Source organism: Jannaschia pohangensis, assembly GCF_900113875.1.
Lineage (GTDB): Bacteria > Pseudomonadota > Alphaproteobacteria > Rhodobacterales > Rhodobacteraceae > Jannaschia > Jannaschia pohangensis.
Genome location: NZ_FORA01000002.1, coordinates 312,963 through 333,128 on the forward strand (window position 1 = coordinate 312,963; position 20,166 = coordinate 333,128).

Consider the following 20,166-nt stretch of genomic DNA (forward strand, 5'->3'; position numbering starts at 1 on the left):
AAGCGCCATTGTCTGCCCGCCCTCAGATCAGGATCAGGACAGCCGCCAGGGCCAGCGCGGCCAGCACGATCCAGACGATCGTGGCCCCCTTCGGACCGGGACGGGACGTCGGCTTGGGCCTTGCGGGCATCGGTGATGTGGCCGTCGGGCGCGGCAGGGTGGTCGGGGCCATGTCGGCCTCGGTCGGGGCATAGCTGCCGATGTGGGTGAGGTCGGACCGGGGCGACAGGCTGCTCAGCCCCGCGACAGCCCCCGCCGCCAGCACGATCACCGTGCCGCCCAGACCGTCGAGGCGGGCGGCGTCGGGGGCGAGCGTTTCCCCGGGGATATCATGGGCCTGCGCCAGATAGGCGCGCAAACCCATGGGCGCGACATCGCCCACCTCGAAGACCTCGGCGAATTTCGCATCGACCGACCCGCCCACGGCCGCCTGAAGGCCCGACGAGTCATCGGCAGGCCCGGTCAGATAGCTTTGCGTCGGGATCGGCGCGCCCCCGTCCGAGACGGCGAAAACGTGGATGCGAGGGTCGCGGGGCGGAATGGGAAAGGTCATGAGATCAGGTCACCGATGTCGTTGCTGGCAGGGGTCAACGCGCGGGGACCGGACGGGTTTCGCGCCACGACCTGCGGTCCATCATGCCGTTGCGCGCAGGTTCTGCGCCAGCAGATCCATCGCGGCCATGCGGACGGCGACGCCCATCTCGACCTGTTCCTGAATGACCGAGCGGTTGATGTCGTCGGCGAGGGTTCCGTCGATCTCGACGCCGCGATTCATGGGGCCCGGGTGCATGACGATGGCGTCGGGATTGGCATGGGCCAGCTTGGCGGCGTCGAGGCCGAAGCGGTGGTAATACTCCCGCTCGGAGGGGATGAAACCGCCGTCCATCCGCTCTTTCTGAAGGCGGAGCATCATGACGACATCGGCGCCCTTCAGGCCCTCTTCCATGTTATCGGTGACCTCCACCCCGAACTCCGCGATCCCCGACGGCATGAGCGTGGGCGGGCCGACAAGGCGGACGCGGTTCTCCATCTTGCCCAGCAGGATCAGGTTGGAGCGGGCGACGCGGGAATGGGCGATGTCGCCGCAGATGGCGATGGTCAGGCGGTGCAGGCGACCCTTGGCGCGGCGGATGGTCAGCGCGTCCAGAAGGGCCTGGGTCGGGTGTTCATGTTTGCCGTCGCCCGCATTGAGCACCGCGCAATTCACCTTGTCCGCCAAGAGGTTGACCGCCCCCGAATGGGGATGGCGCACCACCAGCAGGTCGGGGCGCATGGCGTTGAGCGTCAGAGCGGTATCGATCAGCGTCTCGCCTTTTTTCAGACTGCTGGCCTGCATCGCCATGTTCATCACGTCGGCACCCAGCCGTTTGCCCGCGATCTCGAAGGAGGCCTGTGTGCGGGTCGAGGCCTCGAAGAACATGTTGATCTGGGTGAGACCGGCAAGGGCGTCGCCGTGCTTGTGGCCCGCGCGGGTGGCTTCGGCATAGTGGTCAGCGCGGTCGAGGAGGGCGGTGATCTCGACCGGGTGCAGGGGCTCGATGCCCAGGAGGTGGCGCTGTGTGAACATGTCCGGCTTCATGCCGTCTGCGGTGGCGTCAATCAATGGGCTTCGTGTGACCTTGCCGTCACACTGCACGGGCCGGACCCTTATTTTCATGGGAAAAACAGGTGTCACCCCAGGTACACCCCCCGTACACCCGCTGTACAGACGCGCGTACACCCCCCTGCGCACGCCCGCGCGGCGCGGCGCAACGGGGCTCTGTTCAATGTCACGCGCGCCTGCGCGGAAAGCGCGGCGGAAGGGCAGTCGAGCGTCACGGCGATTTCCGCAAGGAGCGGAGCGTCCCGGTACGCCGTGGCGATGTGGATGGCGTCGGAGGTGTGCCCCGCTTTGGCGAGCGCACGGGAGAGGTCTCTGAACTGGCGGAAGGTTTCGCGCGGCAGGGGGCCGAGGGCGCGGAACTGCCGATAGGTCGCCGTGCCGCCCGCGATGTCGCCCGCGTCGAACTGGGCCGTCGCCCATGCGGCGAGGGTGGGCATGCGCAGGTCGAAATCCAAATGGTCCAACAGATCATCCAGATCGGTTCGACCCGCACCATGGGCCGCCCGGGCGGCGGCGGCGGCGATGGCCGCAGTTTTGTGTTTCGTGCGGATATCTTCGAGGTCAGCCGTCCCGATCACGCCGGAAAGCATGTCATAGTCGCCGGTAACCCCGGCAAGTATGGCGAAGGCCTCCTGGACATAATCTGCGTTGAGCGGGTCAGGCGCCACGCGTGCGACAAGATCCAGAGTTCCTTCCCAATCGCCGTCTTTTGCGGCGTCTTTCACGAGAATTCCGAAAAGCCGTCTCGGGAGGGGTCCGTCGACTTCGGCCGCGAGTTCGTTTGCATAGGCCTTTAGCCGGTCCTTCTGCGCAGGGGTTGCGGCACGCTCGGTTGCGTAACCAAGCCAATGGTAGCGCATCTGCGCCTTTGGCAGGGCGCTGATGGTGGCGATCAGCGCGTCGATCTCGCCTGTCGCGAGGACGTGCCGGAAGCCGAACCATTCAACTTGGTGCTTCTCGGGGAATTCCGGCATCAGGGACGTGAGACTGCGGGCTTCGTCCAGATGCCCCGCGAGCGCGAGCGCAGTCGCAGCGGAGAAGACACGATCAGGATGGTCCGCCAGATGTGTTTCGAGACCCGCCATGTCACCGCGCGCCCCCAGACACCGCGCGATGGCACCGGAGGCGTCGAGACGGTCATCAAAGCGCCGGTCTTCGTCGGTCACCGTCGCCTCAAGCGATGACAGATGGTCGATCAGTCGGGCGGACATCACCGGCCCCGGTCCATAGATCAAGCCACAGGCGCGGCCCGACAGAAGGGACAGTTGCGTTGACCCCGAGGGCACCCTGGCCTGAAGCCGGTCGAAGAAGATCGGGGCGAAATCCTCCATGGGTATGGTCCCCGAGGACTCGACGATCCGGGCAATATCCAAAAGGTCCTGAACGAAAAAGGCGCCGTCAGAGGACGTTTCATCAGCGGCGACCTCAAAAGCCATTTCCAGCACGCAATCGCGGGTGGGGGCCGACTGGCAGGTGTCGGCCTTTGCCCCGGTTGCGGCGGCGAGGAGAAGGAGAAGGGCGAGGAGGGACCGCATGAGCCGGTGGGTAGAGTCGGATTGGGGCAGCATTTTGGAGGTTGAGCGCGCGGGGGGCGCACGGGGGCGCCGAGATCCCCGGGTCGAGCCCGAGGATGACGGTGCGCGGGGTGTGGGTACCGGGGTGACTTTGGCGCGATGGTTTGTCCTTGGCCCTTCCCGACTCGGGGGGGGTGGGTTAGGTCCCTTGAATGATCGAAGAGATGGATCCGATTGCCGCGCGGGCCACGCTGGAATGGCTGATGGAGATGGGCTGTGACGAGGCCATCGGGGCGGAGCCCGTGGACCGTTTCGCCCTGCCCGAGCGGATGCCCGGCGGTGCGGCCCCGGCGCGTGCGGCAGCAGTGTCTGCGGCCCCGGTTGCGCCCGTTGTCACCGATCCCGTGGCCGAGGCGGAGGCGCTGGCCCGGGGGGCCGCGACGCTGGACGCGCTGCGGGATGCTTTGAACGGCTATGACCACTGCGCGTTGAAGAAGGGGGCCAAGTCGCTGGTCTTCAGCGACGGCAACCCGGCGGCGCGCGTCATGATCATCGGCGAGGCTCCGGGGCGCGAGGAGGACCGGGCGGGCAAGCCCTTCGTCGGGCAGGCCGGGCAATTGCTGGACCGGATGCTGGGGGCCATCGGCCTTTCGCGCGACACGCTCGACGCGACGCGGGCCGTCTATATCACCAACGTCCTGCCCTGGCGGCCGCCGTCGAATCGCGACCCGGAGCCCGATGAGGTGGCGATGATGCTGCCGTTTTTGCGCCGTCACGTGGAGCTGGCCGATCCGGACCTGCTGATCTGCATGGGCAACCACGCGTGCAACGCGGTTCTGGGCAAACGCGGCATCACCAAGCTGCGCGGGAGCTGGGATGAGGGGTTCGGCAAGCCGGTCCTGCCGATGCTGCACCCGGCCTATCTGCTGCGCCAGCCCGCGGCGAAGCGCGACGCCTGGGCGGATCTGCTGGCCTTGGCGGCGCGGCTGGACGGGTAGGCGGGCGACCCGGAAATGGTCCAGCGGACTGTGACGCGCCGAGCGGGAAGCGGGGGTCGAGAGTGGGGCGGTGGAGACGTCGACGCCGCCGAATGGCAGGTCGGTCGGCGGGATCATCGTCCAATGGACGATGATCTAGCTCCGCCTCACCCTCCCAGACCACGAGACCCGAGGTGTCGGTGGCGAAGACGGGCCGTCCCCTCTCGGGACATTGCCGCGCAATGCCCTGCTGGGCGAGGGGGCTCTGTTGCACAAATCCTGTAAGGAATTCATCTCGTGAAGCCAGCATGGTAGCTGGGATGCATGAGCAGACCCGCATCCCCGACCTGCAGGACCAGTAACTGGCCGACCTATAACGAAGCGCTCAAGCGCCGCGGCTCGCTGACGATCTGGTTCGACCCCGAGATGACCTGGGACGCCGCACCGACAGGCAGGCGTGGCCGCCAGCAGAGCTATGGCGACGCCGCCATCCAGACGTGCCCGACGATGAAGGTGTTGTTTGGTATGGCGCTCCGTCAGACGACAGGCTTCGTCGAAAGCCTGTTGCGGCTGGTTGGTCTCGACTGGGCTGTGCCCGACTTCAGCACCCTGTCCCGCCGCCAGAAGACGTTGGCCGTGAAGATCCCGTATCGCGGCTCCAAGGGGCCGCTGCACCTGCTGATCGACAGCACGGGCATCAAGGTCGAGGGCGAAGGCGAGTGGCACGCCCGCAAGCACGGCGGCCCCAAACGACGGGTCCACTGACCGGCAGGGCATTCCAGCGGAATGTCCCGAGAGGTTGGCGCCAGATCCACCTTGGGATTGATGAGGAAACACTGGAGATCCGCGTTGTCGAGGTCACCGGGAGCCATATTGGCGACGCCCCGGTGTTGCCAGACCTTCTCGGCCAGATCCCGGAGGGCCAGGAAATTGGCAGCGTCACGGCAGACGGGGCCTACGATACTCGCAAATGCCACGATGCGATCGCCGATCGCGGTGCCCATGCGGTCATTCCGCCCCGCAAGAACGCCAAGCCGTGGAAGGCCGTCACCGCAGGGGCCGCAGCGCGCAACGAGGCCCAGCGCGCTGCGAAATACCTCGGTCGGGCGCTGTGGCGACGATGGAGCGGATACCACCGACGGCGCCGCGTCGAGACGAAGATGCACTGCGTGAAACTGCTGGGCCAGCGGCTCATGGCACGGGACTTCGACCGTCAGGTCGCCGAACTCCAGGTCCGCATCGCCGTCCTCAACGGCTACACCGCGCTCGGCATCCCTGTCACAGAGGCCGTGGGATAAGTCTGTCTGGGGAAAGGGGAAGTCTGCCAATCACCCGATTTGTGCAACAGAGCCGGTATGTGGATGAAATGCATCCGAGCAGGTAGCGTTAATGCCAAGCCAACACCGCTCGTCACCCGTTGGTCGTCCCCCCTTCCGAAACCCCAGAGAGGCCTGTGCGCGGGTGCGGCATTGCCTTTCGGGGATGGCGCGGGTTTGCTGCGCGGCGATCCGTGACATCCCGGGAAAGGGACCCCCATGACCTATACGCCCCCCAAAGTCTGGCAGAACACCGCGTCCGGCGGGCAGTTCGCCTCGATCAACCGGCCCGTGGCGGGACCGACCCACGACAAGGAATTGCCGGTGGGGGAGCATCCCTATCAGCTCTATTCGCTGGCGACGCCCAATGGGGTGAAGGTCACGCTGCTCTTCGAGGAGCTGATCGAGGCGGGGCATGACATCGACTATGACGCCTGGCTCATCAAGATCGGGGACGGCGACCAGTTCGGCTCGGGCTTTGTCGAGGTGAACCCCAATTCCAAGATCCCCGCCCTGATGGACCGGACCGGGCCGGAGCCGGTGCGCGTGTTCGAGAGCGCGGCGATCATGCTGCATCTGGCAGAGCGCTATAGCGCGTTCCTGGGCGACAACCGGCCCGAGATGCTGTCCTGGCTGTTCTGGCAGATGGGATCGGCCCCGTTCCTGGGCGGCGGGTTCGGGCATTTCTATGCCTATGCGCCCGAAAAGTACGAATACCCCATCAACCGCTATGCGATGGAGTCGAAGCGGCAACTGGACGTGCTGGACCGGCGTCTGGCCGAGGTGCCGTTCGTGGCGGGCGACGACTATACGATTGCCGATATAGCGATCTGGTCGTGGTACGGGCAGCTTGTGCTGGGGCGGCTCTACGATGCGGCGGAGTTCCTCGATGTCGCGAGCTACAAGAACGTCGTCGCCTGGGCCGAAAAGATCGACGCCCGGCCCGCGACCCGGCGGGGCCGGATGGTCAACCGGACCTTCGGCGACGACGAGAGCCTGAAGCTGCCCGAGCGGCATTCGCGCGCGGATTTCGTGCGGTCATGATCGATCCGGTCGTCCTGCTGACCGTTGTCCCTGCTGCGCTGGCGCTGAACCTGACGCCGGGGGCGGACATGATGTTCTGCCTGGCGCAGGGGATGCGCGGCGGCGGTCGGGCGGCGGTCGCGGCCTCGGCCGGGATTTCGACCGGCTCGATGATCGCGAGCGGGCTGGCGGGTCTGGGCCTTGGCGCGCTGGTCGCGTCGTTGCCCTGGCTTTTCGATACGATCCGCTGGGTCGGGGTCGCCTATCTGGTCTGGCTTGCCGTGCAGACCTTGCGCAGGCCGCTGGGCCGGTCGGAGGTGCCCGCGGCGCGGCCATCGCGGGCCTTTCGGGACGGGTTGATCATCAACCTGTCGAACCCGAAGGTGATCCTGTTCATCCTGGCTTTCGTGCCGCAGTTCGTGGACCCGGAGGGCCCGGTTCTGGCGCAGTTCCTGATCTTCGGGGGTATCCTGTCGCTGGGCGGCTTTGTCGTGAACGGCGCGGTCGGCCTGTCGGCGGGGGGGCTGGGCCGTCGACTGGCGGCAAGTCCGGGGGTGGAGCGGGTGCTGCGTGTCGCATCGGCCACCGTGTTCGCCGGTTTGGCGGCGCGGCTGGCGCTGGAGCAACGACCATGACCGAACGTGCCTTTCTGCCCTGCCGCATCGCGGTGCTGACGGTGTCGGACACGCGAACGCCGGCGGACGACCGGTCGGGTGATACCCTCGTCGAGCGGCTTACGGCGGCCGGGCATATGCTGGCCGACCGCGACATCACGCCGGACGACCGGGTGGGCATCGCCGAGCATCTGACCCGTTGGATCGGAGAGGAGGCCATCGACGTCATCATCACCACCGGCGGCACGGGCCTGACCGGGCGGGACGTGACGGTCGAGGCGCACAGGGACGTCTACGAGAAGGAAATCGACGCCTTCGGGACGATGTTTACCATCATCTCGATGCAGAAAATCGGGACCTCGGCGGTGCAATCGCGGGCCTGCGCGGGCGTGGCGGGCGGCACATATCTCTTCGCCCTGCCCGGCTCGCCCTCGGCTTGCCGCGATGCCTGGGACGAGATTCTGGTGCATCAACTGGATTATCGGCACAAACCCTGCAACTTCGTGGAAATCATGCCGCGCCTCGACGAACATTTGCGACGGAAATAGATTTCCCGCGCGTGAATGATTGGCAGGGGCGGATTTCGCCTTATCTGTTTGGCGGTCATCAACGGGGTCCACATGCGTTTTCTTGGCCGAAGTCTTGTCGCTCTGTTCCTTGCCGCCGTCACCTTCGGTCTTTTGGGTTGGGCGGCGCAGATCACGAAATCCGCATTGGACGAACGCAATGCGCGCGAGGCGGGGGGCCCGCCCGCGCGGGAGCGTGTTCTGGCCGTCAACGTGGTCACCGCCACGCCCGAGGATATCGCCCCCACCCTCACCGCCTTCGGAGAGATCCGGGCCCGCCGCGTGCTCGAACTGCGCGCGCCGGTGGCGGGGCGGATCGTGGAACTGGCCGAGGGGTTCGAAGAGGGCGCGACCGTGTTACAGGGCGAGACCCTGCTGCGGATCGACCCGGCGGGAGCGGAGGCGGATCTGGCGCTGGCCCGGGCCGATCTGGGGGGAACCGAAGCCGAGCTTCGCGATGCCGAGCGCGGCCTTGCCCTGGCCCAGGCCGAGTTGGAAGGGGCCGAGCGGCAGCGGGATTTGCAGGAGCAGGCGCTTCGCCGTCAGCAGGACCTGTCGCAGCGGGGCGTCGGATCGGCGGCGGCGGTCGAGGGGGCGGAGCTTGCCCTGTCCGCGGCGGAGCAGACCATCCTGACCCGGCGCGGCGTCATCGCGCAGGCCGAGACACGGATCGACAGCGCCCGGCTGGCCATCGACCGCGCCCGCATCGCGGTGACCGAAGCGGAGCGGGATCTGGCGGACCGGGTGCTGGTCGCGGAATTCGAGGGGCAGTTGACCGATGTCACCGTCCTGAGCGGCGGCCTCGTCAGCCAGAACGAGCGGATCGCGCAACTGATCGACCCCGACGCGCTGGAAGTGGCGTTTCGGCTGTCCGCGGCGCAACACGCCCGGCTGCTCGATGGTCAGGGCGACCTGCGAGGGGCGACGGTGCGCGCCGTGCTGGACGTCGACGGGCTGGACCTGACGGCGACGGGCACGATCACCCGCGAGGCGGCGGCGGTGGGCGAAGGCCAGACCGGGCGTCTGGTGTTTGCGCGGCTGGACGACACGCGCGGTTTCCGGCCCGGCGATTTCGTCCGGGTCGAGGTCGAGGAGCCGGTGCTGACGGGCGCGATCCGCCTGCCCGCGACGGCGCTTTCGGCACAGGGCGATGTGCTTCTGGTGACCGAGGAGGAACGGCTGGAGGAGATGGCCGTCACCCTGCTGCGGAGGCAAGGTGACGACATCCTGGTGCGCGGCCCGATCGAGGGGCGCGAGGTGGTGGCCGAACGCACGCCCGCGCTGGGCGCCGGGATCAAGGTGCGCCCCCTGCGTCCCGGAGCCGGTGCCGAGGCCGAGGCGCCGACGCTGGTGACGCTCGACCCAGAGCGACGCGCCCGGATCGTGGCCTTCGTGGAGGCGAACACGCGCATCCCGTCGGATGTGAAGACACGGATGCTGACCCAGCTTCAGGCCGAGGAAGTGCCCGCCGCCATGGTCGAGCGCCTCGAATCCCGGATGGGGGGCTGAGATGGGCATCCTCGGCTATTTCACGCGCCATCGCACCGCCGCGAACCTGCTGCTGGTCCTGATGATCGCGGCGGGCGCGCTGGCCCTGCCAAACATGCGGGCGCAGTTCTTTCCGGATGTCGTGGTCGAGGACGTATCTGTCTCGATCCGCTGGGACGGAGCCGGGGCCGAGGATGTCGACCAGGGCATTGTACAGGTTCTGGAGCCCGCGCTTCTGGCGGTCGAGGGCGTCACCGACAGCTCGTCCGTCAGCCGCGAAGGATCGGCGCAGATCAGCATCGAGTTCGAGCCGGGGCGCGACCCGACCGAGGCCGCCGACGATGTGCAGGCCGCTATCGACGCCGTTTCGGGCCTGCCCGACGGGATCGACGACCCCGAGGTGCGACAGGGCCGCTGGCGCGACAGGGTCACAGATGTGATCGTCACCGGCCCCGTGGGCGTGGACCAATTGGCGCGGATCACCGACGAATTCGTCGTCCAGCTGTTCGCCGCCGGGGTGACCCGGACCACCGTCCGCGGCATCGCCGCGCCCGAGATCGTGATCGAGGTGCCCACCGCCAACCTGATCCGTCACGGCCTGACCATGGCCGAGATCGCCGAGGCCGTCGCCGCCGAGGCCCAGGCCGACCCGGCCGGCGATGTGACGGGTGCCAACGCCCGGGTCCGCACCGGAGAGGCGCGGCGGGGCACCGCCGATATCGCCCAGATCGTCCTGCGCCGCGGGTCGGACGGATCGGCCCTGACCGTGGGCGATCTGGCGCGCGTGACATCCGAAGGTGTCGATCGGGACCGCGCCTATTTCGTGGACGACAACCCGGCGATCAGCGTGCGGGTGGACCGGTCCGCCGAGGGTGACGCCATCGCCCTGCAACGGGCCGTCGAGGGCGTCGTCGAGGATGTCTTGCAGGATGCCCCCCAGGGCACCCGGATCGAGTTGATCCGCACCCGGACCGAGGCGATCACCGGGCGCATCGACCTGTTGATCGACAACGCGATGATGGGTCTGGCGCTGGTGGTGGCGCTGCTGTTCCTGTTCCTGAACGCACGCACCGCGTTCTGGGTGGCGGCGGGCATTCCGGTGGCGATGTTTTCGGCCATCGCGCTGATGTGGGCGGCGGGCATCACGATCAACATGATCTCCCTGTTCGCGCTCATCATCACGCTGGGAATCGTGGTCGATGACGCCATCGTCGTGGGCGAACACGCCGATTTCCGCGCCCGCCGCCTGGGCGAGGATCCGGCGACCGCCGCCGAAAAGGCCGCGCGGCGCATGTTCACGCCGGTCTTCAGCGCGACCCTGACCACGGTGATCGCCTTTTTCGGGCTGGTCGCCATCGGCGGGCGGTTCGGGGATCTGATCATCGACATTCCCTTCACCGTGATCGTCGTCTTGGTCGCGTCGCTGGTCGAATGCTTCCTGATCTTGCCGCATCACATGGCAGGGGCCCTGAAGCATACGGCCGAGGAGCATTGGTACGACTGGCCGTCGCGGATCGTGAACCGGGGGTTCGTCCGCCTGCGCGAGACGCTGTTCCGGCCCCTGGTGCGGCTGGTGCTCTGGGCGCGCTATCCGGTGGCGGCGCTGGCCGTCGTTCTACTGGCTTCGCAGGCGGCGATGTTCCTGCGCGGCGACGTGCAGTGGCGGTTCTTCAATGCGCCCGAACAGGGGTCGGTCACCGGCAATTTCGCCATGGCGGACGGCGCCACCCGCGAGGACACGCTGGCCCAGATGCGCGAGTTGCAGCGCGCCGCGACCGAGCTTGGCGCCCGCTACGAGGCGGAGCATGGGCTCAACCCGCTGACACATGTGCTGGCCGAGATCGGCGGCAATTCGGGGCGGTCCCTGTCGTCGGCCGATGACAAGGACCCCGACCAGCTGGGCGCGATCTCCATCGAGTTGATCGACGCCGATCTGCGCCCCTATTCCAGCGGAACCTTCGTCAGCGAGTTGCAGGACAGCGTGCGCCAATTGCCCCTGACCGAAGAGATCAGCTTCCGCTCCTGGGGGTCGGGGCCGGGCGGCGACAGCCTGTCGGTCGATTTCTTCGGCGCGGATTCAGCGACGCTCAAAGCGGCGGCAGTGGCGCTGAAGAACGAGGTCTCCCAGTTCAGCGAGGTTTCGGCGGTCGAGGACAGCCTGCCGTTCGACAAGGACGAGTTGATCCTTGCGTTGACGCCGCAGGGCGAGGCACTGGGCTTCGACATCGACGCCCTGGGCCGGACGCTGCGCAACCGTTTGAACGGGATCGAGGCGGCGACCTTCCCCGCGGGCCCCCGCACCGGCGAGATCCGCGTCGAGTTGCCCGAGGGCGAGGTTCGGGCCGATTTCCTCGACACCCTGCGCCTGACCGCGCCCTCGGGGGCAGAGGTCGCGCTGTCGGACATCGTCACCGTGTCGGTGCGGTCGGGCTTTGCCACCGTCCAGCGCGAGAACGGGGTACAGGTCGTCACCGTCACCGGCGAGATCAATCAGGACGACGCCGCCCGCGCCAATGAAATCGCCGCCGCGCTGCGGGAAACCATCCTGCCGCAGATCGCGTCGGACTATCAGGTGGCCTTCCGACAGGGCGGTCTGGCCGAGCAGGAGCGCGAGTTCCTGACCGATGCGACCTTGGGATTGGTCAGCTGCCTTCTGGGCATCTACCTCGTGCTGGCCTGGATCTTTTCCAGCTGGTCGCGGCCCGGCGTCATCATGGCGGTGATCCCCTTCGGCCTGATCGGAGCGATCTGGGGGCACTGGTGGTGGGATGTGCCGCTGTCGATGTTCTCGGTCGTGGGCCTGATCGGGATGACGGGGATCATCATCAACGATTCCATCGTTCTGGTGACCACGGTCGATGAATACGCCGAGGATCGCGCCCTGATGCCCGCCATCGTGGACGCGGTCTGCGACCGGCTGCGGCCCATCCTTCTGACGACGCTGACCACGGTTCTGGGCCTTGCGCCGCTTCTTTATGAGAGTTCGTCGCAGGCGCAATTCCTGCGACCCACGGTCATCACACTGAGCTATGGACTGGGTTTCGGCATGGTGCTGGTGCTGTTCCTCGTGCCCGCGATCCTGGCCATGGGGCACGATTTCGCGCGCATGGGCACGGCGCTGCGCCGGATGCTGCGCCTGTCGGCCCGTCAGCGGGGGCGCGGCGTGGGCCTCATGGGGCTGATCGTCGGGACAGTGGTAGCGTTGTGGGGCTTTGCGACGCTGGGCTGGCACCTGGTGTACGGCGGGGTCTGGACGCCGCTGGCACCCGTGCTGGCCTTTGCGCCGACGGACGGGACGGCGCAGGTGCTGGGCGTGTTCCTGGCGGGCACGGTGATCCTGCTGCTGGCGGTCTGGGTCATCGCAGGCGTGCGCATCGGGCGGCGGGGCGCGACCCGGACGACCTGAAGCGACGCTCAGAAGGCGGCGGGCTTCGCCTCGCGCGCCATGTGGTCGAGGACGGCGTTGACGAAGCCGGCCTCCTTGCCCTCGGGGAAGAACGCCCGGGCGATTTCGACGAATTCGTTGATGACGACCTTGGGCGGCGTGTCGCGGTCCACCAGTTCGGCCCCGGCGGCGCGAAACAGCGCCCGCAGGGTCGGGTCGATGCGCGCGATGGGCCATTTGGCCACCAGAGCCCGGTCGGTCAGCTGGTCGATCCGCGCCTGATGGTTAACGGCCCCTTCGAGCAGGGCGCGGAAGGTGGTCAGGTCGGCCTCGGAAACTTCGCCCTCTTCCAGGATCATGCCGAAGCGATGATCTTCGAACTCGGCGCGGACCTTGTCGACGGTCTGGCCCATGGCCTCCATCTGGAACAACGCCTGCACGGCATTGAGCCGCGCGGCGGAGCGCATCCGACGCTTGAGCGCGCGTTTCTCGTCTGGGGTCATCTCGGCCATGGGCGCGACCTAGGGGGCGGTGACGCGCGCGTCAAGCGACCGTCGGCCCCTTCTTTTCGGCGGCGTCGTAATGGAAGCTGCCGGGCTTGAACCCGATGCCGGATTCGGCCTTCTTCATCCCGCGTTGCAGGGCGATCAGATGCAGCGCCGCCGCCGCCGCGCCACCCGCCGTATCGAGGCGTTCGGCATCGGCGCGTTCCTCGGCCTGCTCCATGTTCTCGACGGTGATGATGCCGTTGCCGATGCAGGCCCCGGCCAGCCCGAGGGTGGCAATCGCCCGCGCGCTTTCGTTCACCACCACATCGTAGTGCGAGGTCCGTCCCCGGATGACACAGCCGAGCGCGACATAGCCGTCGAAATCCGCCTGACGGTGCGCGATGCCGATGGCCGTGGGGATTTCGAGCGAGCCCGGCATCTCGACCGTCTCGTGGGTGGCGCCCGCGGCCTCGAGCACCTTGCGGGCCGAGGCCAGCTGCGCGGCCGAGATCGCGCCGTAATAGGGGGCGATGACGATCAGGACCTTGGGCGCCTTGTCGAAACTGGGCAGGGCCAGCACGTTGTCGGAATGTCCGGCCATGGGGTCAATCCTTTGGAATGGGGCGGGTGCCGGTGATGGTCAGGCCGTAAGCCTCCAGCCCGACGATGCGGGGCGCGCCGGAATTGGTCACCAGCTCCATCTCGTGAATGCCGAGGGCGGCGAGGATCTGCGCGCCGAGGCCGTACTGGCGCAACTTCTGCGGCGACACTCCGCCCGGGTCGAGTTTCATTTCCGTATCGCGCAGCAGGACAACGACGCCCCGCCCTTCGTCCGCGATCACCCGCATGGCCCCGGCAAGGTCGCTGTCGCCGATGCCGAGCATGTCTTCGAGCGGATTGACGGCGTGCATCCGCACCAAGAGCGGATCGGGGGTCGAGATGTCGCCTTTCGTCAGGACGATGTGTTCGGAGCCCTGCGTCTCGTCGGTGAAGACGCGCATCAGCCATTCGCCGCCCACCTTGGCCGTCACCGGGCGCGAGGCTGTCTGGTTCACCAGGTTGTCATAGCGACGGCGGTAGGAAATCAGGTCGCTGATGGTGCCGATCTTGAGGCCGTGGCGCTGCGCGAAGGCAATGAGGTCGGGCAGCCGCGCCATCGAGCCGTCGTCCTTCATGATCTCGCAGATCACGCCGGAGGGGTTGAGACCGGCCAGACGGGAAATGTCGGTCGCAGCCTCTGTGTGACCCGCGCGAACCAGGACACCGCCGTCGCGGGCGCGCAGCGGGAAGACGTGGCCCGGGGTGGCAATGTCGGCAGCACCCTTGCTCGCGTCGATGGCCACGCTGACGGTGCGCGCCCGGTCATGGGCGCTGATCCCGGTGCTGACGCCCTCGCGCGCCTCGATCGAGACGGTGAAGGCCGTCTCGTGACGGCTGGAGTTCTGCGAGGCCATCAGCGGCAGGCCAAGCGCGTCGATCCGCTCCCCCGGCAGGGTCAGGCAGATCAGGCCACGTCCGTGGGTCGCCATGAAGTTGATCGCATCGGGGGTGGCCATCTGGGCCGGGATGACCAGATCGCCCTCGTTCTCCCGGTCCTCGTGGTCGACCAGGATGAACATGCGCCCGTTGCGGGCGTCCTCGATGATATCCTCGATGGAGGAAATGATGTCCTTGAATTCCGCCTCGACCGGGCCGGGCGTCTCGAAGGGGATGGGGTCGGCCATGGGGCACCTCCTGATTGCGTCCCATGTAGTCGCGCAGGCCCGCGGGGGCCAGCCCAAGTGACGGGGCGTCTGTGCTATTTCGTCTGCATCCGGCGCACCATCTTGAGGACCATGCGGCGCGGCATCAGCGGGATCACCCAGTTCACCAGCACCGACAGAAGCCCTTCGTTGACGACCAGCAACTGACCCGCGCGCATGGCCTGATAGGCGATCCGGGCGACCGAGGCGGGGCTTTTCCCCTGTTTTGTCAGCGGCGTGTCGCGCAGGTCGGCGCGGTCGGCGAAATCTGTCTCCACGTAGCCGGGGGCCAGGACGGTGACGGTCACGCCCTTGTCGCGCAGCTCCTCGTCCAGGGCATGGCTGAAGCTTTGGACGAAGGCCTTGGTGGCGAAATACGTCGCCTGAAGCGGGCCGGGCATCATCCCGGCGGTGGATCCGACGTTCAGGATGCGGCCCCGGCCGCGCGCCACCATGCCGGGGGCAAGCGCGTGGCACAGGACCATGATCGCGCGGACGTTGAGGTCGACCATGGCGAGGTCATCGGCCAGCGGGCGGTCGATGAAAGCCCCGCGCCCGCCGAAGCCCGCGTTGTTGATGAGGTAGTCCAGCGGTTCATCCCGGCAGGCGGCGATCAGCGTCTCAAGCCCCTCGGGCGTGCCGATGTCGCAGGCGACGCAGGTCACGCGGATGCCGTCGTGTCGGCCCTCCAGTTCGGCCTTGAGTGCCTCGAGTTCGGGCAGGCGGCGGGCGGTCACGATCAGGTCGCCGCCCTTGGCCGCGTGGTATTCCGCCAGGGCCCGGCCAATGCCGCCCGAGGCGCCGGTGACGAGTGCCAGGGTCATGAGGTCGCTCCGAAATAGCGGTCGCCGGAAATGTAGCCCGCGGCCCGCAGCGCGGCACACCAGCTGGCCTCGAACGCGGTTTCGCCGACGATCAGCACGGCATCGGCGGGCAGGCCCCGGTCCGTGACCGACCGGCGCAGCGTCGCGCGCATCTCGGTCCAGTTGTCCGTGAAACGCGGGGCGCGGGCGGCCCAGTCCAGCGGGGCGACCGCGTCCGGCGACAGGGGCGCGTGCATCAGGGCCCCGCGCGCGGCCTCGACGAGGGCCAGTTTCGCGGCGCGCGCCGCCTCGATCTCCGCCGCACGGATCATGCCGAGCGCATTGGAGGAGAACAGCAGCGCCACGATGTCGCGCCCGGTGGTGGCGCGCACCGATGCGTAGGTGCCGTAGTCGAGGCCGAGGGCCGCCGCCCGCTTGATCCGCATCCGGATGATCGGCAGCGGCAGGGTCGGGCCGAGCAAGTCCTTGCGCGCGCGCCGCCATTGATGGAGCCGCCCGGTGTAGCCGTTGAAATCCTGACCGGAATTATGCCCGATGCCAGGCCCCGCCCCTGTCAGACCTGCCCCGTTCAGATGCGTGCGCTTCATCGGATCGTCCCCTCGTGTCGTGGTTGACGCAATTTAGCCCATCCGACAGGGTCAGGCCATGCCCGACCCCCTGGCCAGCACCGCGGACGTCGTTCTGCGCCGCCTTCGGCCCGATGATCTGCCTGAATTTCAGGCGTATCGCCGGGATCCCGAGGTGGCGCGGTATCAATCCTGGACGCCGATGGACGATGGGACGGCCCGCGCCTTCCTGGCCCATGCGGCGACGGCACCGCTGTTCGAGGACGGGCAGTGGTCCCAGATCGGCATCGCGAGCCAAGGCCGGCTGGTGGGCGACATGGGGCTGTGTCGGTCGGGCGAGGCGGTCGAGGTCGGCATCACGCTGGCGCGTCCGGCGCAGGGGCACGGGACTGGCCGGATTGCGATGGAACTGGCGTTCGGGCTGATCTGGGCCCGGACCGGGGCCAACCGGATCATCGGCATCACGGATGCGCGCAATGCGCCGTCGATCCGGTTGATGGAGGCCTGTGGAATGGTGTTCGTGTCGCGCGACGATGCGGTGTTCAACGGCGAGGATTGCGTGGAGTTGACCTATGCCCTGCCCCGACCCCAGCCTGCGCCCTGACCGACCGGTGCCGCTGTCCCGCGCCGTGCGACGGCGTTTCGATTGCTACCGGACAAGCTGTGCTTCGAGGCGCCGGATGACCGTCGCGCGCGACGTGTAATAGTAGATATACCCATCTGATTCCGCATCGATGTCCGGGTGCCCGGTGCACGTCCGGTTCGTTCCGATTTCCCGGCTCAGACCATGCGCCCAGAGCAGCTTGCGCTCATCCTGGATCGGGATGTCATGGGGCCACAGGCTTTCCCGGGCGACCCCCGAGAAAGCCGCACCTTCGGGAGATTCATAGCGGCATACCCTGATCTGCGCGCCGTCCAGTGGGCCGCCTTGCAAGTAGTCGTCGTACACTGCCTGCACGGCTTCGTGCTCGATCTTCGGGGCCTGGTAGGGTCCGAATGCGTCCGGTCCCCATGGGACGTCTTCCTGAGTCACAAGGCGCAAATTTCGAAACGCTTGCAGGCCCTCGAGCGAAATCGGAGGCAAACCGACGGAAAAGAGCAGCGCATTCTCCTGGATCAGGAAGGCGCTTGCGCCGCATTCGTCGTCCGTCGCGGCCTGTATCGCCGCTTTCACGATGACGTCATTGATTGCCTGGAAGCGTTCCCGGCTTCCCGAAATCCCTCCGACCATCCGCGACAACATTCCCAGGGGCGTGTCCGCGTCAGCGAAGGCGAATGCAGTCGTATCGATGACTTTCTGGTTCAAGAACCGCTCAAAGCCGCCGGTGACCAGCGGGTTCGCGACCGCCGTGACTTCGTTGACGATGTAGGGTCTGGTCTTGTCCCAGACATCGGCGCGCAGATCAGCCGCGCATTCGAAGATCACGGAATAATGGACGAGTTTTCCGATGTCGCGACGCAGCTCTCGCATGGCCGCGCTTGCCTGTTCGTCGAGGCCGTCCAACTCGTCGAGGTCGTCGATCGTGTCCGGCCCCACGGCCATACGCGCAAAGCTTGCGATGAATCCCGTTGCGACATCCTCGATGGCCGCGCGATCCGTCTGGGCCGCCACGGAAGAGGCCCCGAAGGCGAAGACCGTCAGGAAGAGCGAAAACACCGTCCGGAATTGCTCCATGATCAATGCTCCACGATCACTGTTCCGAGCGGATCAAATAGGTGCCTCTCAGCCGTCCCGCACCGCGCCGCCGTCCCGACGAAGTGTTCTGCAAACCCGGGACTGCGTCAAGCGGCCCTGGGTTTCAAGCGTCGGGAGCTGCACCCAACCGACGGTCTCCGCCGCATCGGCCTGCGCCGCCGCGCGGTCGGCAAAGCCCATGCGGGGCGGGTGCAGGTGACGCCAGCCGTGGCCGTCTTCGGGGTCGCGGCGGCATTCGACCCAGCCAAAGTCCGCCCCCAGTTGCAAAAGGTCCACGCAGCGGTCGCCACCCTCATCCTCGAGCGAGGCGAGGACCAGGCGCTTCATCCCGCTTCGGCCAGCCGCGCAACATAGCGGGCGAGCGTGTCGATCTCGAGATTGACGGCATCGCCCACGGCCAGATCGCCCCAGGCCGTGACCTGTTGGGTGTGGGGGATCATGTTGATCCCGAAGCGGTTTCCCTCGACCTCGTTCACAGTCAGGGACGTGCCCTGAAGCGCGACCGACCCCTTGGGCGCGATGAACCGGGCGAGGGCCTGGGGCGCCTCGAAGAGGTAGCGCAGGGAGTCGCCCTCGGGCGTGATCGACAGGATCGTGGCGACACCGTCCACATGGCCCGACACGATGTGCCCACCCAGTTCGTCGCCCACCCGAAGCGCCCGCTCCAGATTGACGCGGGTGCCCTCCTGCCAGCGACCAAGCGCGGTCTTCGACAGGCTTTCGGCGCTGACGTCCACGTCGAACCAGCCGCCCGCGTCGTCCGCGCCCCGGTCCACGACGGTCAGGCAGCAGCCGTCGCAGGCGATGGACGCCCCCAGATCGATGCCCGCCGGATCATAGCGGGTGCCCACGCGAATCCGCAGGTCGCCCCGATTTTCCAGCGCGCGAATCCGTCCGATGTCGGTTATGATGCCAGTGAACATTGGAGCCCTTTCTGCGACGTCCATTCCAGCTAGCGCTGTGGGGAATTGGTCGCAAGTGCCCCAATCGTGCCACAAACGCGCCTTTCCCCTGCCAATGCGCGGCCCGATAAAAGGCAGGATACAATCTTGAGGGCCGCAATGCGTCCGACGCGCCGATTCCTGTTCCTGCAAGGGCCACATGGGCCTTTCTTCCACCGTCTGGGGGCTCTGCTCCGGTCGGCGGGGGCGGAGGTGTGGCGCGTGGGGTTCAACCGCGGGGACGAGGCGTTCTGGTTCCACCCGGGCAGTTACATCCCCTATCAGGACAGCCCCGAAAACTGGCCCGCGACCTGCGAAACCTTGATGGAAACCAAGGGGATCACCGATCTGGTCCTCTATGGCGACGTGCGCACCATCCACGCGCAGGCCATCGGGATCGCCAAGGCGCGGGGCATCACCGTGCATGTCTTCGAGGAAGGGTATCTGCGCCCCTGGTGGGTCAGCTATGAACGCGGCGGGTCCAACGGCAATTCGCGCCTGATGGACAAGAGCGTGCCGGAAATGCAGGCCGCGCTGGCCGAGCTGGACCTGCATCTGCCCGATGCGCCGGCACATTGGGGCGATATGCGCCATCATGTGTTCTATGGCGCGCTCTATCATTGGTTCGTGATCTCGCGCCCGGGCAAGTACCGCGCCTATCGCCCGCACCGCGATATCACCGTCCTCAAGGAATTCCGGCTCTACCTGCGTCGGCTGGTGATGATGCCGTTGACTTCACTTCGGCGGAGGATCGCCACCCGTGCCATCACGCGCGGCGGCTTTCCCTATCACCTGTGCCTGATGCAGCTGTCCCATGACGCCAGTTTCCGGGCGCATTCGCCGTTCAAATCGATGGATGAGTTCCTGGAATCGGTGATCGAAGGCTTCGCCAAGGGCGCGCCGACCCATCACCACCTGGTCTTCAAGGCGCATCCCCTGGAAGACGGGCGCACCCCGGTGCGGGCGACGTTGAACCGGCTGATTGCCGCCCATGGCCTTCGGGGCCGGGTGCATTACCTGCGCGGCGGCAAGCTGGCCTATCTGATGAACGAAGCGCGCAGCGCGGTGACCGTCAATTCGACTGCGGCGCAACAGGCGCTCTGGCGCGGCCTGCCGGTCAAGGCAATGGGCACTTCGGTCTATTCCAAGCCCGAATTCGTCAGCGATCAGGACATCGCCGACTTTTTCGCCGACCCCGCGCGGCCCGACAGCCGGGCTTACCGCGATTATCGCCACTACCTGCTGGAAACCAGCCAGGTCGCCGGCGGGTTTTATTCCGCCCGGGGCAGACGGCAACTTTTACGCCAAGTTGTGGACATGATGTTGTCCGACCTTGACCCGTATGATCGGCTGGCGACGGGAAAACCCGCGCCACGTCAGAATTTGAAACTGGTATCCGGATAAGGTACCTTTAACCAAGCAA

At 67.0% G+C, this 20,166-nt stretch carries 19 protein-coding genes and 1 pseudogene; 9 read left to right on the plus strand and 11 right to left on the minus strand.

Annotation, left to right across the window (positions count from 1 at the left end; translation table 11 throughout):
- Positions 1-22: 22 nt before the first annotated feature.
- The 3 genes from BM002_RS08510 to BM002_RS08520 all read right to left on the minus strand — a co-directional run bounded on the left by BM002_RS08510 (position 23) and on the right by BM002_RS08520 (position 3,048).
- Positions 23-553, minus strand: a complete 531-nt coding sequence (locus BM002_RS08510) for a hypothetical protein (RefSeq protein WP_092779487.1) — start codon at positions 551-553, stop codon at positions 23-25.
- Between the two features lie 81 nt (positions 554-634).
- Complete coding sequence (locus BM002_RS08515; protein ID WP_092779489.1) at positions 635-1,579, minus strand: aspartate carbamoyltransferase catalytic subunit; 945 nt, start codon at positions 1,577-1,579, stop codon at positions 635-637.
- A gap of 92 nt (positions 1,580-1,671) precedes the next feature.
- Positions 1,672-3,048 (minus strand): hypothetical protein, encoded by a 1,377-nt coding sequence (locus BM002_RS08520; RefSeq protein ID WP_139212318.1) that lies wholly within the window; start codon positions 3,046-3,048, stop codon positions 1,672-1,674.
- A 281-nt stretch (positions 3,049-3,329) separates the two neighbouring features.
- Between BM002_RS08520 and BM002_RS08525 the strand changes: the two genes are divergently transcribed.
- The 7 genes and pseudogenes from BM002_RS08525 (at position 3,330) to BM002_RS08555 (ending at position 12,507) form a co-directional block, all read left to right on the plus strand.
- Positions 3,330-4,115, plus strand: a complete 786-nt coding sequence (locus tag BM002_RS08525; protein WP_245749178.1) for a uracil-DNA glycosylase — start codon at positions 3,330-3,332, stop codon at positions 4,113-4,115.
- 303 nt (positions 4,116-4,418) lie between these two features.
- Positions 4,419-5,392: pseudogene (locus tag BM002_RS08530) on the plus strand (IS5 family transposase).
- Positions 5,393-5,629: 237 nt separating this feature from the next.
- Complete coding sequence (gene yghU / locus BM002_RS08535) at positions 5,630-6,454, plus strand: glutathione-dependent disulfide-bond oxidoreductase (protein ID WP_092779493.1); 825 nt, start codon at positions 5,630-5,632, stop codon at positions 6,452-6,454.
- Positions 6,451-7,068, plus strand: a complete 618-nt coding sequence (locus BM002_RS08540) for a LysE family translocator (RefSeq protein ID WP_092779495.1) — start codon at positions 6,451-6,453, stop codon at positions 7,066-7,068. The genes yghU and BM002_RS08540 overlap by 4 nt, the downstream gene beginning before the upstream one ends.
- Positions 7,065-7,595, plus strand: a complete 531-nt coding sequence (moaB, locus tag BM002_RS08545) for a molybdenum cofactor biosynthesis protein B (RefSeq protein ID WP_092779497.1) — start codon at positions 7,065-7,067, stop codon at positions 7,593-7,595. The genes BM002_RS08540 and moaB overlap by 4 nt, the downstream gene beginning before the upstream one ends.
- Before the next feature lie 72 nt (positions 7,596-7,667).
- Complete coding sequence (locus BM002_RS08550) at positions 7,668-9,122, plus strand: efflux RND transporter periplasmic adaptor subunit (protein WP_092780504.1); 1,455 nt, start codon at positions 7,668-7,670, stop codon at positions 9,120-9,122.
- Between the two features lies 1 nt (position 9,123).
- Positions 9,124-12,507: an efflux RND transporter permease subunit gene (locus BM002_RS08555; RefSeq protein ID WP_092779499.1), complete on the plus strand. Its 3,384-nt coding sequence runs from the start codon at positions 9,124-9,126 to the stop codon at positions 12,505-12,507.
- Between the two features lie 8 nt (positions 12,508-12,515).
- Here the strand turns inward: BM002_RS08555 and nusB are convergent, their stop codons facing one another.
- From nusB to BM002_RS08580, 5 genes are all read right to left on the minus strand, one after another.
- Entirely contained in the window at positions 12,516-12,998 is a 483-nt protein-coding gene (gene nusB, locus BM002_RS08560; RefSeq protein ID WP_092779501.1) for a transcription antitermination factor NusB, read from the minus strand.
- Between the two features lie 31 nt (positions 12,999-13,029).
- Entirely contained in the window at positions 13,030-13,575 is a 546-nt protein-coding gene (locus BM002_RS08565; protein ID WP_092779503.1) for a 6,7-dimethyl-8-ribityllumazine synthase, read from the minus strand.
- 4 nt (positions 13,576-13,579) lie between these two features.
- Positions 13,580-14,698: a 3,4-dihydroxy-2-butanone-4-phosphate synthase gene (ribB, locus tag BM002_RS08570; RefSeq protein ID WP_092779505.1), complete on the minus strand. Its 1,119-nt coding sequence runs from the start codon at positions 14,696-14,698 to the stop codon at positions 13,580-13,582.
- Between the two features lie 74 nt (positions 14,699-14,772).
- Positions 14,773-15,540, minus strand: coding sequence for an SDR family NAD(P)-dependent oxidoreductase (locus BM002_RS08575; protein ID WP_092779507.1), 768 nt, complete (start codon positions 15,538-15,540; stop codon positions 14,773-14,775).
- Positions 15,537-16,127 (minus strand): hypothetical protein, encoded by a 591-nt coding sequence (locus BM002_RS08580; RefSeq protein WP_245749179.1) that lies wholly within the window; start codon positions 16,125-16,127, stop codon positions 15,537-15,539. Before BM002_RS08580 ends, BM002_RS08575 begins: the two co-directional genes overlap by 4 nt.
- Positions 16,128-16,185: 58 nt before the next feature.
- Here BM002_RS08580 and BM002_RS08585 point away from each other — a divergent pair, with 58 nt between their 5' ends.
- On the plus strand, positions 16,186-16,710 hold the full coding sequence (locus BM002_RS08585; RefSeq protein ID WP_092779509.1) for a GNAT family N-acetyltransferase: 525 nt from the start codon (positions 16,186-16,188) through the stop codon (positions 16,708-16,710).
- A gap of 45 nt (positions 16,711-16,755) precedes the next feature.
- Here the strand turns inward: BM002_RS08585 and BM002_RS08590 are convergent, their stop codons facing one another.
- The 3 genes from BM002_RS08590 to BM002_RS08600 are packed head-to-tail and all read right to left on the minus strand — an operon-like array spanning position 16,756 to position 18,725.
- Positions 16,756-17,781 carry a hypothetical protein gene (locus BM002_RS08590; protein ID WP_092779511.1) on the minus strand — a complete coding sequence of 342 codons (1,026 nt, stop codon included), beginning with the start codon at positions 17,779-17,781 and terminating at the stop codon, positions 16,756-16,758.
- A 48-nt stretch (positions 17,782-17,829) separates the two neighbouring features.
- A complete protein-coding gene (locus BM002_RS08595) occupies positions 17,830-18,129 on the minus strand; it encodes a hypothetical protein (protein ID WP_092779513.1) in 300 nt (99 codons plus the stop codon).
- Complete coding sequence (locus BM002_RS08600) at positions 18,126-18,725, minus strand: riboflavin synthase (RefSeq protein ID WP_092779515.1); 600 nt, start codon at positions 18,723-18,725, stop codon at positions 18,126-18,128. Before BM002_RS08600 ends, BM002_RS08595 begins: the two co-directional genes overlap by 4 nt.
- 138 nt (positions 18,726-18,863) lie before the next feature.
- On the opposite strand from BM002_RS08600, the gene BM002_RS08605 reads away from it, so the two are divergent.
- Positions 18,864-20,147, plus strand: coding sequence for a capsule biosynthesis protein (locus BM002_RS08605; protein WP_092779517.1), 1,284 nt, complete (start codon positions 18,864-18,866; stop codon positions 20,145-20,147).
- The last annotated feature ends 19 nt before the right edge of the window (positions 20,148-20,166 follow it).

What these genes read in the sequence shown, in the direction of transcription:
- BM002_RS08510 (WP_092779487.1), bottom strand. Translation starts at nt 553, where the DNA reads ATGACCTTTCCCATTCCGCCCCGCGACCCTCGCATCCACGTTTTCGCC.
- BM002_RS08515 (WP_092779489.1), bottom strand. Translation starts at nt 1,579, where the DNA reads ATGAAGCCGGACATGTTCACACAGCGCCACCTCCTGGGCATCGAGCCC.
- BM002_RS08525 (WP_245749178.1), top strand. Translation starts at nt 3,330, where the DNA reads ATGATCGAAGAGATGGATCCGATTGCCGCGCGGGCCACGCTGGAATGG.
- yghU (WP_092779493.1), top strand. Translation starts at nt 5,630, where the DNA reads ATGACCTATACGCCCCCCAAAGTCTGGCAGAACACCGCGTCCGGCGGG.
- BM002_RS08540 (WP_092779495.1), top strand. Translation starts at nt 6,451, where the DNA reads ATGATCGATCCGGTCGTCCTGCTGACCGTTGTCCCTGCTGCGCTGGCG.
- moaB (WP_092779497.1), top strand. Translation starts at nt 7,065, where the DNA reads ATGACCGAACGTGCCTTTCTGCCCTGCCGCATCGCGGTGCTGACGGTG.
- BM002_RS08550 (WP_092780504.1), top strand. Translation starts at nt 7,668, where the DNA reads ATGCGTTTTCTTGGCCGAAGTCTTGTCGCTCTGTTCCTTGCCGCCGTC.
- BM002_RS08555 (WP_092779499.1), top strand. Translation starts at nt 9,124, where the DNA reads ATGGGCATCCTCGGCTATTTCACGCGCCATCGCACCGCCGCGAACCTG.
- nusB (WP_092779501.1), bottom strand. Translation starts at nt 12,998, where the DNA reads ATGGCCGAGATGACCCCAGACGAGAAACGCGCGCTCAAGCGTCGGATG.
- BM002_RS08565 (WP_092779503.1), bottom strand. Translation starts at nt 13,575, where the DNA reads ATGGCCGGACATTCCGACAACGTGCTGGCCCTGCCCAGTTTCGACAAG.
- ribB (WP_092779505.1), bottom strand. Translation starts at nt 14,698, where the DNA reads ATGGCCGACCCCATCCCCTTCGAGACGCCCGGCCCGGTCGAGGCGGAA.
- BM002_RS08575 (WP_092779507.1), bottom strand. Translation starts at nt 15,540, where the DNA reads ATGACCCTGGCACTCGTCACCGGCGCCTCGGGCGGCATTGGCCGGGCC.
- BM002_RS08580 (WP_245749179.1), bottom strand. Translation starts at nt 16,127, where the DNA reads ATGAAGCGCACGCATCTGAACGGGGCAGGTCTGACAGGGGCGGGGCCT.
- BM002_RS08585 (WP_092779509.1), top strand. Translation starts at nt 16,186, where the DNA reads ATGCCCGACCCCCTGGCCAGCACCGCGGACGTCGTTCTGCGCCGCCTT.
- BM002_RS08590 (WP_092779511.1), bottom strand. Translation starts at nt 17,781, where the DNA reads ATGGAGCAATTCCGGACGGTGTTTTCGCTCTTCCTGACGGTCTTCGCC.
- BM002_RS08595 (WP_092779513.1), bottom strand. Translation starts at nt 18,129, where the DNA reads ATGAAGCGCCTGGTCCTCGCCTCGCTCGAGGATGAGGGTGGCGACCGC.
- BM002_RS08600 (WP_092779515.1), bottom strand. Translation starts at nt 18,725, where the DNA reads ATGTTCACTGGCATCATAACCGACATCGGACGGATTCGCGCGCTGGAA.
- BM002_RS08605 (WP_092779517.1), top strand. Translation starts at nt 18,864, where the DNA reads ATGCGTCCGACGCGCCGATTCCTGTTCCTGCAAGGGCCACATGGGCCT.